Below are 13855 nucleotides of genomic sequence, written 5' to 3' on the forward strand. Positions count from 1 at the left end.
CCAAACATGTAGCCAGTGAGGATTCACTTTAAATGTTGACGTTTTTGCGCCGACTTCTGCTGACTGCCACTGCCATCGGGCTGGTGACCAGCCAGGTTTTTGCCGCCGGCACCTCGCCGCCGGTTCTCTACAACAGCCTCGCCCACGCCGCTCCGGAACTCAATCCCCAGGCGCTGAAAGGTGCCCTGAATGCCATGCAATGCGCAATCAACAACGGCGCGAAGCAGTCCCGTCACTTGGCGATCATCGATTATTCGCAACCGTCTACCGAACGGCGCCTGTGGATCTTCGACCTGACGAAGAAAAAACTGATCCTGCGCGATCTGGTCGCCCACGGTTCACACTCCGGAGACAACTTCGCCACTCGGTTCTCCAACCGCGAGGGCAGTTTTCAGTCCAGCCTGGGCCTGTTCCGCACCCAGGAAAGCTACGAAGGCACCCACGGTTATTCACTGCGCATGGACGGTCTGGAACCGGGCGTCAACGACATGGCCCGTGACCGCGCCATCGTGATCCACGCCGCCGACTACGTGAATCTGTTCTGGAGCAAACGTACGGGCCGACTCGGCCGCAGCCAGGGTTGCCCGGCCGTACGCCCGCAAGTTGCCAGACGCGTGATCGACAGCCTGAAGGACGGCCAGTACATGTTTTCCTGGTACCCGGACCAGCACTGGCTGAAGTCCTCGCCGTACCTCAACTGCCAGCCGCAACAAATCGCCAGCATCCTCAGCACCCATGGCAGCTGAAAGTATCCGCTGTAAAAAACATCCCCTGTTCCCACAGGGGATTTGTGTTTTCAGGGTTTCATTACAGCTTTGTCATTGAGTTGTCGGTTTGCCGAGCGGATCGCTCGGTAGCCTGAAGTTGTTCCGGCACCACTGCCGATCCACTTCACCGACCCGAGTGACTCATCATGAAAACCCTGATCCTTGCCTTCACCGCCCTCCTCGCCACTGGCACCGTGTTCGCCGCCGAAATGCCGGACAACACGGTCATTCACGACACCAACGGCTTCTACGTACACCTGGATGTCGACAAAGTCCTCTCTAGCACCGATATTTCCCAGGCCTGCGGCGTCATTCCCGCACGACTGAACTACCTCGACCACCAGGGCCGCGAACATGTGCTGGACTACCAAGTACAAGGCAGCGGTTGCACCAACTGACCAGTGAGGCGCAGTGCCCATGAATATCCTTGTCGTCGAAGACGAACCCAAGGCCGGCAACTACCTGCTCAACGGCTTGCAGGAACTGGGTTACAACGTAAGCCTGGCCCGGGACGGCGCCGACGGTCTGCACCTGGCGCTGGAACACGACTTCGACGTGATCGTGCTGGATGTGATGATGCCGAAAATGGATGGCTGGGAAGTCCTGCGCCGGCTGCGCAAGGAAGCTGACACGCCGGTGCTGTTCCTCACCGCTCGCGACGACATCGCCGACCGGGTCAAAGGCCTGGAGCTGGGCGCCGACGACTACCTGATCAAGCCGTTTTCCTTCGCCGAACTGGTGGCGCGTCTGCGCACCCTGACCCGGCGCGGGCCGATCCATGAAGAAGAGCAATTGCAGGTGGCCGATTTGCAGATCGACGTACTCAAGCGCCGGGTCACCCGCGCCGGCAGCCGGATCACCCTGACCAACAAGGAATTCGCCCTGCTGCAACTGTTCGCCACCCACACCGGCCAAGTGCTGTCGCGTTCGCTGATCGCCTCGCGGGTGTGGGACATGAACTTCGACAGCGACACCAATGTGGTCGATGTCGCCGTGCGCCGCCTGCGGGCGAAGATCGACGATCCGTTCCCGCTCAAGCTGATCCACAGCGTGCGCGGCATCGGCTACCGCTTCGATACTCAGCCATGAAAATCGCCGGCACGTATTCCCTGACATTACGCCTGGCGCTGGTCTTCGCCGTACTCGCCTTCGCGGCGCTGGCAGGCCTGGGCGCAGCGCTTTACAACCAGTTGGAAGAGCAACTGACCCGCCGCGACGACATCCAGTTGGTCAGCCGCATCGACCAATTGCGCACCATCCTCAACGACAGCAACACCCTGGAGCTGATCAAGAACAAACCGGCGCTGTTCCAGAACATGCTGGGCAACCGCGAAGCGCTGTTGACCATCGGCGCGCCGGGGCAACCGCCCTTGTTCGTGGTCAACCCCAGCGACCTGGCACTCCCGAGTGTGCCCGCCGTGCCGGTCGACCATGTGATGGCCCTCAATGACGTGCAGCATTTGCCGAGCATCAACGGCGTGCCGTTCTCGGCGGTGGCGGCCAGTATCGACTCCGGCGACCAGGGCAATCTGCAGGTGCTGATCGGCAAGGTGATGAGCGAACGCACGGCAATGCTCGCCAACTACCGACTCAGCGTTTACGGCTTGGCGTCATTGGCAGCGATTGTGCTGGCACTGGTGGGCTGTCTGCTGGTGTATCGCGGCCTGCTGCCGCTGCGGCGGATTGCCCGGCATGCCCACGGGATCGGCATCGCCAACCTCGGTGAACGCCTCGACCGCCACGGTACGCCCCGGGAATTGCAGCCGATGATCGAAGCCTTCAACGCGATGCTGGACCGGCTCGACCGAGGGGTAGCGCAACTGAGCCAGGTCTCCACCGACATGGCCCACGAACTGCGCACACCGATCAACAACCTGCTCGGCGAAACCCAGGTCGCGTTGCAACAGAATCGTAGCGTCGACGCCTATCAACAGCTGCTCGCCTCCAACGTCGAAGAGCTCGAACGGCTGACACGGATGCTCGACAACATGCTGTTTCTCGCCCGCACCGACCCGGCCAGTGCCCTGAACCAGCGTCAGGAGCTGGATGCCTGCGATGAAATGCAGCGCATCGCCGATTACTTCGAAGGCCTGGCCGCCGATGTCGGCGTCACCATCGAGGCCCGTGGCAGCGGCGTAATCTGGGCCGAACCGATGTTGCTGCGTCGGGCGCTGGCCAATCTGTGCGCCAACGCGATCAAGTACGGCGCGGCGGATTCGACGATGCAGGTTGAAGCCATGGCCGAACCGGACGGCAGCTATCTGCGGGTACGTAATCAGGGTGCGACGATTCCGGCGGAGCATCTGTCGCGGCTGTTCGAGCGTTTCTATCGCGTCGACCCGTCCCGCGAGCGCTCGGCCCAATCCAACGGTCTGGGCCTGTCGATCGTGGCGACGATCATGCAATTGCATCAGGGCCGCTACAGCGTCAGCAGCGTTGAGGGCGTCACCTGCTTTGAGCTGTTTTTTCCAGCACGGGAGAGGCGAGACGCAAATGTGTGAAGGCGCCGAGCGCAAGCGCCGCGAGCATCAACGCCGTGGCCACGCCGAAGGTCATGTGTAAGCCGGCGCCGATGCCCGTGGCTGACGCCTGAGTCGGGTTGTCCGTGGCCAACGCAAACACCGCGCCCATCGCCGCCGCCCCGGTGATCAGGCCCAGATTTCGCGACAACCCGAGCAGGGCCGAGACCACCCCGCGCTGATCCTGAGCGACGCCGGACATCAACCCGGTATTGTTGGCGGCCTGGAACAGCGCATAACTCAAGGCCACCAGCGTTATCGGCAGCACATAAGCAAACACCCCGAAACTCATCGGTAACAGCGCCAACAGTCCGCAACCGCAGGCGAGTCCTAGCAACGCGCCCGGCACCATCCTCCGCACGCCAAAACGATCCACCAGACGCCCGGCCGGTACGCCACTGAACGCCGCCAACAGCGGCCCGACCGATAACACCAGTCCAACTTGAGTGCTGGTGAGGCCCAGACCTCGGCTCAAGTAAAACGGCCCGACCACCAGCGTGGTCATCATGACCGTCGTCACCAGCAACGTCAGCGCCAGACTGCTGCTGATTCGTGTGTCGGCGAACAGTGACAAGTGAATCAGCGGCGCCTTGCTCTTCTTCTCGACCAGCATGAACAACCCCACGCCCAGCAGGCTGATCAGCAACAACGTTTGAGTGAATCCTTCAACCGTCATCGCCAGTGCATAAGCCGCCAGCGTCAGCATCAGCACGGCGGTGCCCGGATAATCAAACGCAACAGGCGAGCGTGCAGTTCGATCCTTCGGCAGATAGCGATACACCAGCCATGCGTTGAGCAACCCCAACGGCACGTTGATCACAAAGATCGACTGCCAGCCGACATGCGCCATCAACAGCCCACCCAGCGACGGCCCGAGGGTGGTGCCGGTCGCCGACATCGTGGCCAGCAACCCCATCGCACTGCCGGATCGGGATTTGGGCACCGCATCGGCCACCAGCGCCACCGTCAACGCGAACATGATCGCCGCGCCAAGGCCTTGCACCGCCCGCGCAACGATCAGCCAGGCCAGGTTCGGCGCGAGCGCGCAAGCCAGCGAAGCGATGGTAAATATGCCGATGCCGATCAACAGCAAGCGCCGCCGACCGAAGCCGTCACCCAGCCTTCCGACGCTGACAATCAACGTGGTGACCGCCAGCAGGTAGGCCAGAACGATCCACTGCACCTGTTGAAACGTCGCATCGAACGCCTCCGCCAGGGTCGGCAATCCGGCGTTGGCGATGCTGGTGTCCAGCGACGGCATCAGCATCGACAGCGCCAGACTGGTCAACGCCCAGCGGGCTGAAGGGCTCAGGGGTTCTCGGTGCATGGGGGGGCTCACAGGGCAAAGGTCATGCGGCATAGCCTGAGCCTCGACAATACAAGGCGCAAGACGCATGCTTTGCACTTGATACCTGCATGGAACGCCATGTCATGAATGCGCCGGACCTGAACCTGTTGATCACCCTCGACGTGTTGCTGAGCGAAGGCAGCGTCGCTCGCGCCGCCGAACGCCTGCGTCTGAGCCCTTCAGCAATGAGCCGGGCGCTGGCCCGGTTGCGGGAAACCACCGGGGATCCGCTGCTGGTTCGCGCCGGTCGCGGACTGGTGCCGACCCCGCGTGCGTTGGAGCTGCGCGACCGGGTCAGTTATCTGGTGCAGGAAGCCGAGGCGGTTTTGCGCCCGGCAGAGGTGCTCGATCCCGGCCAGTTGCGGCGCACCTTCACCCTGCGCAACACCGACGGTTTTGTCGAAACCTTTGCCGCCGCCCTGCTCGCCCGCATCGCCGAAGAGGCGCCCGATGTGCGCTTGCGCTTTGTGCAAAAGGCTGACAAGGACAGCACACTGTTGCGCGAAGGTCGGGTGGATCTGGAAACCGGTGTGGTCGATGACAGCACCGACCCGACGCTGCACAGTCGCATCCTGTTCCGGGATCAGTGGATCGGTGTGGTGCGTGAGGGGCATCCGTTGAGCAGCGGCAAGGTCAGCGCCAAACGCTTCTCTGCTGGCCAGCACATTCTGGTGTCACGCCGCGGGCGCAGCAGCGGTCCGGTGGACGAGGCATTGCTCGCCTTCGGCCTGACGCGGGATATCGTCACCTCGTTCGGCGGGTTTTCGGCGGCGCTGACACTGGTCCGAGAATCAGACTTGATCGCCACCGTTCCAGAACGTCACACCAGCAAACTGCGAACGGGCCTGCACAGTTTCGCCCTGCCCTTGCGCATGCCGGACATCAGCGTGTCCATGCTCTGGCATCCGCGCATGGACGCCGACCCGGCGCATCGCTGGTTGCGCAATTGTGTGCGGGAGGTTTGCGCCTAGCGCGCCTCTCCGTCCTTGGGTTTGTAGAACAGGAACTTCCCGGTCTCGGCAGTCTTGGTGTACTTCTTGGCCCAGCTCGGGTCGACATTGTGGTCATGAAAATACAGCGCGCCATGGGTGCGATCGTTAAGCTGGCGGTTCAGCGCCTTGCCGGCGATCTCCTTGGCCAGCGCATATTCGGCGTCTTCCTTGACCTGATCGGACTTACCATCGCACCACCAGGAAAACTGGCAGCTCTTGGTTTCCGAGCCCTGCTTGACCACCTCGCACACGGTGCCCGGAAAACCATCGTGGCCGAGGCGGTTCATCACCACGCTGGCCACGGCTTCCATTTCCGCCGTGTCCTTGCCCTTGGCTTCCCAATAGATGCTGCGCGCCAGACAGGTGATCGGGTCGTCGAGCGGCGCGGTGCCGGCCGGGTCGACGGCTTGCACTTCTTTCGGGGTGATGGCTTCGGACTTTGGCGCCGGCGGCGCGTCGGGTTTGTCGGCAGCCTTCTCTTCCAGTACCTCGGCTTTCGCTTCGGCCTTTTCCTTGATTGGCGCCTGATCGGTGGCCAATGCCGTGCCGCTCAGCAGGGTCAACACAAGACAACAGATCAGCCCGTGCAATTTCATGATCGATTCTTCCGGCAGCGCCCGTTGCGGGCAAAGTGTTAAATGGCTGAGACGCCCGGTTTCCGGGGACTTCGCAGAGTGTAGACGGCAGAATCCGGCGCAACGTTCCGCGCTGAAAACCACAGGATGAAGAAAAAAGACATTGCACGACCCCGGGGCCTTTCGCGCATCATGGGCGCACTCAGCCCAAGGGAGATTTCCATGCGCTTCATGCCATCCGTTCTGCGACTCGCCGTGTTGTCCACGGGACTGGCGTTGGCCACCTCGGCCATGGCCACCGACGAGTCGCAACTGGTCGAGTCGATCAACAGCTACCGCAGCCAACCGCAGCGTTGCGGCGCGCAGGCGTCCAGTGAGTTGCCGCCGCTGTCGGCCGACCCGCGCCTGATTCTGCCAGCCAGCGGCGTCGTCGATCTGCAACAGGCCATGGCCAGTGCCAGCTACCCGATGGTCAATGTGCAGGCGATCACCCTCAACGGCCCTCGGGATGCGGCATCGGCGATGAAGGCGATTCAGGAGAGCTTCTGTCAGGTGGTGCTGGATCCGCAGTTCGTCGATATCGGTGTCAGCCGCGCCGACCGCGACTGGCGCATCACGTTGGCGCGGCCATTGTTGTCGGCGCGTCTGGGCGACGGGCAAGCCGAAGGCCAGAAGTTGCTGACACAACTCAACGCCGCCCGCAGCCAGCCACGCCAGTGCGGTGGCCAGGCCTTCTCGGCCGCCGCGCCGCTGGCGTGGAACGCAGTGCTCGGCGGTGTGGCGCAGGATCACAGCCGTCAGATGGCCAACAACAATTATTTCGACCACAAGGACCGCGACGGCCGTACCCCCGGTGACCGCGCTGAACTGGCCGGGTACAGCGGTCAGCAGGTCGGCGAGAACATCGCCGCCGGGCAGGATACCGTGCAGAAAGTCGTTGCCGGCTGGCTCGCCAGCCCCGGTCATTGCGCCAACCTGATGAACCCGCAGTACCGCGAACTCGGTGCGGCCTATGCCGTCGATCCGAAGAGCAGCGCCGGCATTTACTGGACTGCGATGTTTGGTGGCGAGTAAGTCTTAAAACCACCACTGAACACTGTGGGAGCTGCGGTGCGACGATTCGACTTGCCAGCGATGGGGCCAGCACAGTCAAACCATCATCGACTGATCCGCCGCCATCGCTGGCAAGCCAGCTCCCACAGGACTCATGGGTGGACTCAGATTGGGGCAATAAAAAACCGGAGCCAGGCTCCGGTTTTTTTGGTCAGTGGGTTCTCATCCCCGCCGCATACATCGCCAGTTTCAGCAGACTCGCCACCACCGCCAGCGAGACTACACTGCCGGACCAGATCAGCAGCAACCAGCCCAGTCGTTTGTACCAGCGGCTTTTCACTTCACGCATTTCAATGGTAGCCATCGCCAATCCTCACTTTGCCGCGGAAGACGTAGTAGTTCCAGAAGGTGTACATCAGGATCACCGGCAAAATGAACAGCGCGCCGATCAGGGCGAACAACTGGCTGGTGGCCGGTGATGCTGCCGCCCACAGGCTGACCGACGGCGGGATGATGTTCGGCCAGATGCTCAGCGCCAGCCCGATGTAACCGAGGAACATCAGCACCAGGGTGAACACGAATGGCCAGTGGGTGTGCCGCTGACGCAGCGAACGCAACAGACCGAACAGCGACAATGCCGCCAGCACCACCAGCCCGGCGAACACGGTCAGGTGCGCATGGTTGAACCAGCGAGTGGCCAGTTCCGGGTGCAGTTGCAGCGTCCACGCGCCGATCACCACCACCATCGCCAGCAACAGCCAGGCCAATGGACGGCTGTAGTGACGCATTCGCGACTCGAGCATGCCTTCGGTTTTCACCAGCAGCCAGGTGCTGCCGAGCAAGGCATAAGCGACTACCAGACCGATGCCGCAGACCAGCGGGAACGGTGCCAGCCAGTCGAGACCGCCACCGGCGAACTGCCGATCCACCACCGGAATCCCGGCCACATACGCGCCGATCACCACCCCCTGGGAGAACGTCGCCAGCAGCGAACCACCGATGAACGCCCAGTCCCACAGATAGCGTTTTTCCGCCGGCGCCTTGAAGCGAAACTCGAACGCCACACCGCGAAAAATCAAACCCGCGAGCATGAAGATCAGCGGCAGATACAGCGCCTCCAGAATCACCCCGTAAGCCAGCGGAAACGCGCCGTACAACGCCGCACCGCCGAGCACCAGCCAGGTTTCGTTGCCGTCCCAGACGGGTGCGACGGTGTTCATCATCACGTCGCGTTCCTGCTCATCGCTGATCAGCGGAAACAGGATCCCGAGGCCCAGATCGAAGCCGTCCATGATCACGTACATCATCACCCCGAAGGCAATGATCACACCCCAGATCAACGAGAGATCGATACCTTGAATACCCATGACTCAACGCTCCTTTATCAGTGGATCCGGGTCGCGGATTCGAGGTTGTCGGTGACCGCCGAGAGAGGCCGGCGCGGGGTCTGTATCTGGGTGCCTTCAGGCGGGTGTTCGTGGTGCGGCTGCGGGCCCTTGCTCACCAGTTTCATCATGTAGCCGATGCCCACGGTGAACACCGAGCAGTAGATGACGACGAACAGCGCCAGCGAGGTGCTCATCTGCGCCACCGAGTGATGGGACGCCGCGTCGTGAGTGCGCATCAGACCGTAAACCACCCACGGCTGACGCCCGACCTCGGTGGTGATCCAACCCGCCAGCAGCGCGATCAGACCACTCGGCCCCATCAGCAGCACCAGACGCTGGAAGCCGCGATGACGGTAGACCTTGCCATTGCGCCGCAACGCCAGGCCCAGCACACCGACGAGGATCATCAACATGCCGAGCCCGGCCATGACGCGGAAGCTCCAGAAAATCACGGTCGAGTTCGGCCGGTCTTCTTTCGGGAAGCTCTTGAGCGCCGGGATCTGCTTGTCGAGGCTGTGGGTGAGGATCAGGCTGCCGAGGTACGGAATCTCGATCGCGTATTTGGTCTTCTCCGCCTGCATGTCCGGGATGCCGAACAGCACCAGCGGGGTCGGCCCGTTGTCGGCGTTTTCCCAGTGACCTTCGATGGCAGCGATTTTCGCCGGTTGGTGTTCCAGGGTGTTCAAGCCATGGGCGTCACCCACCACCGCTTGAATCGGCGCCACGATCAGCGCCATCCACAGCGCCATGGAAAACATCTTGCGCACCGGTTTGCTGTCATTGCCACGCAGTAAATGCCAGGCCGCCGAAGCGCCGACGAAAAACGCCGTGGCAACGAACGCGGCAATCGCCATGTGCGCCAGACGGAACGGGAACGACGGGTTGAACACGATCGCCAGCCAGTCCAGCGGCATCACACGACCGTCGACGATTTCGAAACCTTGCGGGGTCTGCATCCAGCTGTTGGACGCGAGAATCCAGAAGGTCGAGATCAGCGTGCCGATGGCGACCATCACCGTGGCGAAGAAGTGCAAGCCACGGCCCACGCGGTTCCAGCCGAACAGCATCACCCCGAGGAAGCCGGCCTCGAGGAAGAACGCAGTCAGCACTTCATAGGTCAGCAACGGCCCGGTGACGCTGCCGGCGAAGTCGGAAAATCCGCTCCAGTTGGTGCCGAACTGGTACGCCATGACCAGACCCGAGACCACGCCCATGCCGAAGTTGACGGCGAAGATCTTCGACCAGAAATGGTAGAGATCGCGGTAAGTGTCGTTGTGGGTTTTCAGCCACAGGCCTTCGAGCACCGCCAGGAAACTCGCAAGACCAATGGTGATCGCCGGGAAAATGATGTGGAACGAAACCGTGAACGCGAATTGAATTCGCGCCAGGTCCAGTGCCTCCAGGTTGAACATGATGATGTCCTCATCAGGGCTGAAAAGCGGCAGCACACGGCCGGGCCACCGCCAGGCGCGAACGCCTGCAGCCAGTCAAATTGCAAAAGGGTTGGATCGCGTGCGTCGGTCAGGCCACCGACGACGGGATCAGGTTGCTCGCCTCGGCAGTTTCGAGGCGGATCGCCACGAATTTGGAGGTCGGCGTGTAAGTGCGATCACCGTAACTTTCCAGCGGCACCAGCGGATTGGTTTCCGGGTAGTACGCGGCGGCTTGCCCCGCTGGAATGTCGTAGGCGATCAGGGTGAAACCGCTGACCCGACGCTCACGCTCGTCATCCCACAGCGCTACCAGATCAACCTTCTGCCCCGGTTCAAAACCGAGACGGCGGATGTCCTGTTCGTTGGCGAACACCACGTCGCGCATGCCGTAAACCCCGCGATAACGGTCGTCGAGGCCGTACAGCGTGGTGTTGTACTGATCGTGGGAACGCATGGTTTGCAGGATCAGATGCGGCTTGACCGGCAGGTTGCGCACGCCTTCGCTGATCAGATGTTCCGGCAGTACGCACGGGGTGAACCGGGCTTTACCGGATTCGGTATTCCAGACACGGTCGGAGGCGTCGTTGCCGAGGTGGAAACCACCGGGGATCAGCAGCTTCTCGTTGAAATTCTCGAAGCCCGGAATCACGTCAGCAATCAGGTTGCGGATGCGCCCGTAGTCGCCCACCGCCCATTCCCAGTCGATCGGGTGCTTGCCCAGAGTGGCGGCGGCGATCCCGGCAATGATCGCCGGCTCGGATTTCAGGTGCGCCGACTTCGGTTTCAGTTGGCCGAACGACAAATGCACCATGCTGAAGGTGTCTTCCACGGTCACGCCTTGCGGACCTTCGGCCTGCACGTCGATGTCGGTGCGACCGAGGCACGGCAGGATAAGCGCGTCACGCCCGGTCACCAGATGGCTACGGTTGAGCTTGGTCGAAATGTGCACGGTGAGGTCAAGTTTGCGCATTGCCTCGTGGGTGCGCGGAGTGTCCGGCGTGGCTTGTGCGAAGTTGCCGCCCAGCCCGATAAACACCTTGGCTTCGCCACGTTCCATAGCACCAATCGCCATGACCGTGTTGTGGCCGTGCAGGCGTGGCACCTTGAAGTTGAAGCGTTTTTCCAGGGCGTCCATCAGCGCTTTCGGCGCCAGTTCGTTGATGCCCATGGTGCGGTCGCCCTGCACGTTACTGTGGCCACGCACCGGCGACAGCCCGGCGCCCGGACGGCCGACATTGCCACGCAGCAGTTGCAGGTTGATAACTTCTTGCAAGGTCGGCACCGAGTGCACGTGTTGGGTCAGGCCCATGGCCCAGCACATGATCACACTCTTGGCGCGGGCATACATGCGCGCGGCCAGTTCGATGTCATGCAGCGGCACGCCGGACTGCTCGACGATGTGCTCCCAGCTCGTGGCATCGACTTCGGCCAGATAGCTGTCGAGACCCGACGTGTGCTCGGCGATGAACGCGTGATCGAACACTGGTTCGCCGCCGGTGGCCTGGGCTTCACGCTCCCACTCCAGCAGGAACTTGACCATGCCACGGATCATCGCCATGTCGCCGCCCAAGGCTGGACGGAAGTACGCGGTGTTGGTCGCTTCCCAGCCGTTGCTCAGCATCTCGATCGGGTTCTGCGGGTTCTGGAAACGCTCCAGCCCACGCTCCTTGAGCGGGTTGATGCACACCACTTGCGCGCCACGCTTCACCGCTTCACGCAGCGGTTCGAGCATGCGCGGGTGGTTGGTGCCGGGATTCTGGCCGATGACGAAAATCGCGTCGGCGTGGTGCAGGTCTTCGTAGACCACCGTGCCTTTGCCGACGCCGAGGGTCTCGCCCATGCTCACCGCACTGGCTTCGTGGCACATGTTCGAGCAGTCCGGGAAGTTGTTGGTACCGTAGGCGCGGACGAACAACTGATAGAGAAACGCCGCTTCGTTGCTGGCGCGACCCGAGGTATAGAACTCGGCCTCGTGGGGCGACTTCAGGCCTTTGAGGTGCTTGGCGATCAGCGCGAACGCCTCGTCCCAGGTGGTCTCGACATAGCGATCGACCCGGGCGTCGTAGCGCATCGGGTGGGTGATCCGGCCCTGATATTCAAGCCAGTAATCGCTTTGCTCGGCCAGCGTCGACACCGTGTACTTGTTGAAGAACGCCGGATCGACCAGGCGGCCGGTGGCCTCCCAGTTCACCGCTTTGGCGCCGTTCTCGCAGAACTTCAGCATGCTCGCGCCAGGTGCTTCACCCCAGGCGCAACCGGGGCAGTCGAAGCCGCCGTTCTGGTTGGTCTTGAGCATGGCGCGGATGTTTTTAAGGGCGTTTTCACTGCCCAGCCAGTTCTTGGTGAGGCTGATCACAGCGCCCCAGCCCGCAGCGGCGCCCTTGTAGGGTTTGTAACGGTCGACTTGTGACATGGGACTTCTCCATGACGATGCACACAGGCAAAAACCTGATCGGGTTTAAACAGCGACGACTGACTTTCAAGTTCAAAAGCGGTCGTTTCGTTTGACGGGACCAAGGATATGAACCGCTGCAAAAACTTGTCTAATCGCTATTAATGACTGCGTTATCGAAAGCATCTATCACGGCGTTAAACCCTTTGAATTCGGGCACTTGCAAAACTAAGAAGCGATAAATCCGAAATAATTATTTCATCATCGACAGCATCAATCGGCCAGTCATTAAGAGTGATTGGACGCTGTCACAAGTTGCTCATAATCTGCACCGACCCAATCCCTTCAATAGCGGATTTCACCCAAGCGAGGCTGTCATGTCAGAGCGCGTCTTGATCGATGGTTACAACCGCCGCGTCGACTACCTGCGCATGTCGGTCACCGACCGCTGCGACTTTCGCTGCGTGTATTGCATGGCTGAAGACATGCAGTTCTTGCCGCGCCAACGGGTGCTGACGCTGGAGGAGATCTATCAACTGGCGCAGAGCTTTGTCGCACTGGGCACCCGCAAGATACGCCTGACCGGAGGCGAGCCGCTGATTCGTCCCGGCGTCGTCGGGTTGTGCAAGCAGATCGCTGCCCTGCCCGGCCTGCGCGAGCTGTGCCTGACCACCAACGGCTCGCAACTCGGCAAGCTCGCCAGCCCGCTGTTCGACGCCGGGGTCAAGCGCCTCAACGTCAGCCTCGACAGCCTTGACCCCGTGCTTTTCAAACAAATGACCCGCACCGGTGATCTGGCACAAGTGATCAACGGCATCGATGCCGCCCGCGAGGCCGGATTTACCCGCACTAAACTCAACTGCGTGGTGATGCAGGGCCGCAACGATCACGAGATCAACGATCTGGTGCAGTTCGCCATCGAGCGCGATCTGGACATTTCCTTTATCGAGGAAATGCCGCTGGGCATCATCAGCGAACACAGTCGCGCCGAGTCGTTCTTTTCCAGCACCCAGGTGCGCGAAAAGATCGCCGAACGCTACACCCTGATCGATTCCGCCGAGTCGACCCAGGGCCCGTCGCGCTACTGGCGGCTGGCGGAGGCGCCGCACATTCGGCTGGGGTTCATTTCGCCCCACAGCCACAATTTCTGCGGCACCTGCAACCGGGTGCGACTGACCGTCGAGGGGCGTTTGCTACTGTGTCTGGGGAACGAACATTCGGTGGATTTGAAAGCGGTGCTGCGCGCCCACCCGGGTCAACCGGAACGGCTCGAGAAAGCGATCATCGAAGCGATGAAGCTCAAGCCTTACCGGCACAATTTTGAAGTGAACGACGACGTGCAAGTGGTGCGTTTCATGAACATGACCGGCGGCTGAACCGCCACGTTT

13 protein-coding genes are annotated in these 13855 nt (G+C 61.6%); 7 read left to right on the top strand and 6 right to left on the bottom strand.

From position 1 onward, the window contains the following. Window positions 1–32 precede the first annotated feature (32 nt). The 4 genes from JJN09_RS08075 to JJN09_RS08090 all read left to right on the top strand — a co-directional run bounded on the left by JJN09_RS08075 (window position 33) and on the right by JJN09_RS08090 (window position 3268). Window positions 33–746: a murein L,D-transpeptidase catalytic domain family protein gene (locus JJN09_RS08075; protein WP_249486678.1), complete on the top strand. Its 714-nt coding sequence runs from the start codon at window positions 33–35 to the stop codon at window positions 744–746. A gap of 167 nt (window positions 747–913) precedes the next feature. Further along, on the top strand, window positions 914–1165 hold the full coding sequence (locus JJN09_RS08080; protein ID WP_085711463.1) for a DUF2790 domain-containing protein: 252 nt from the start codon (window positions 914–916) through the stop codon (window positions 1163–1165). Between the two features lie 19 nt (window positions 1166–1184). Then, window positions 1185–1856, top strand: a complete 672-nt coding sequence (locus tag JJN09_RS08085; RefSeq protein ID WP_085732003.1) for a heavy metal response regulator transcription factor — start codon at window positions 1185–1187, stop codon at window positions 1854–1856. Continuing rightward, a complete protein-coding gene (locus JJN09_RS08090) occupies window positions 1853–3268 on the top strand; it encodes a heavy metal sensor histidine kinase (RefSeq protein ID WP_249486679.1) in 1416 nt (471 codons plus the stop codon). Before JJN09_RS08085 ends, JJN09_RS08090 begins: the two co-directional genes overlap by 4 nt. Here the strand turns inward: JJN09_RS08090 and JJN09_RS08095 are convergent. Next, window positions 3213–4613 carry an MFS transporter gene (locus JJN09_RS08095; RefSeq protein WP_249486680.1) on the bottom strand — a complete coding sequence of 467 codons (1401 nt, stop codon included), beginning with the start codon at window positions 4611–4613 and terminating at the stop codon, window positions 3213–3215. The genes JJN09_RS08090 and JJN09_RS08095 overlap by 56 nt on opposite strands. Window positions 4614–4717: 104 nt before the next feature. Here JJN09_RS08095 and JJN09_RS08100 point away from each other — a divergent pair, with 104 nt between their 5' ends. After that, window positions 4718–5605 (top strand): LysR family transcriptional regulator, encoded by an 888-nt coding sequence (locus tag JJN09_RS08100; protein WP_249490776.1) that lies wholly within the window; start codon window positions 4718–4720, stop codon window positions 5603–5605. Here the strand turns inward: JJN09_RS08100 and JJN09_RS08105 are convergent. Further along, window positions 5602–6222: a cell wall hydrolase gene (locus tag JJN09_RS08105; protein ID WP_249486681.1), complete on the bottom strand. Its 621-nt coding sequence runs from the start codon at window positions 6220–6222 to the stop codon at window positions 5602–5604. The genes JJN09_RS08100 and JJN09_RS08105 overlap by 4 nt on opposite strands. Window positions 6223–6423: 201 nt before the next feature. Here JJN09_RS08105 and JJN09_RS08110 point away from each other — a divergent pair, with 201 nt between their 5' ends. Next, entirely contained in the window at window positions 6424–7275 is an 852-nt protein-coding gene (locus JJN09_RS08110) for a CAP domain-containing protein (RefSeq protein ID WP_249486682.1), read from the top strand. Window positions 7276–7465: 190 nt separating this feature from the next. Here the strand turns inward: JJN09_RS08110 and JJN09_RS08115 are convergent, their stop codons facing one another. From JJN09_RS08115 to JJN09_RS08130, 4 genes are all read right to left on the bottom strand, one after another. Continuing rightward, window positions 7466–7618 carry a DUF2474 domain-containing protein gene (locus JJN09_RS08115; RefSeq protein ID WP_074688757.1) on the bottom strand — a complete coding sequence of 51 codons (153 nt, stop codon included), beginning with the start codon at window positions 7616–7618 and terminating at the stop codon, window positions 7466–7468. Beyond that, on the bottom strand, window positions 7605–8621 hold the full coding sequence (gene cydB, locus JJN09_RS08120) for a cytochrome d ubiquinol oxidase subunit II (RefSeq protein ID WP_249486683.1): 1017 nt from the start codon (window positions 8619–8621) through the stop codon (window positions 7605–7607). The genes JJN09_RS08115 and cydB overlap by 14 nt, the downstream gene beginning before the upstream one ends. Before the next feature lie 17 nt (window positions 8622–8638). Further along, the gene (locus tag JJN09_RS08125) at window positions 8639–10054 is read right to left on the bottom strand and encodes a cytochrome ubiquinol oxidase subunit I (RefSeq protein ID WP_249486684.1); all 1416 of its coding nucleotides are present in this window, start codon (window positions 10052–10054) and stop codon (window positions 8639–8641) included. Window positions 10055–10163: 109 nt separating this feature from the next. Continuing rightward, entirely contained in the window at window positions 10164–12488 is a 2325-nt protein-coding gene (locus tag JJN09_RS08130; protein WP_249486685.1) for an FdhF/YdeP family oxidoreductase, read from the bottom strand. Between the two features lie 356 nt (window positions 12489–12844). Here JJN09_RS08130 and moaA point away from each other — a divergent pair, with 356 nt between their 5' ends. Next, window positions 12845–13843, top strand: a complete 999-nt coding sequence (gene moaA, locus JJN09_RS08135; protein ID WP_096820197.1) for a GTP 3',8-cyclase MoaA — start codon at window positions 12845–12847, stop codon at window positions 13841–13843. Window positions 13844–13855 lie beyond the last annotated feature (12 nt).

This window comes from Pseudomonas sp. HS6 (assembly GCF_023375815.1).
In the GTDB taxonomy this organism is placed as follows: Bacteria; Pseudomonadota; Gammaproteobacteria; order Pseudomonadales; family Pseudomonadaceae; genus Aquipseudomonas.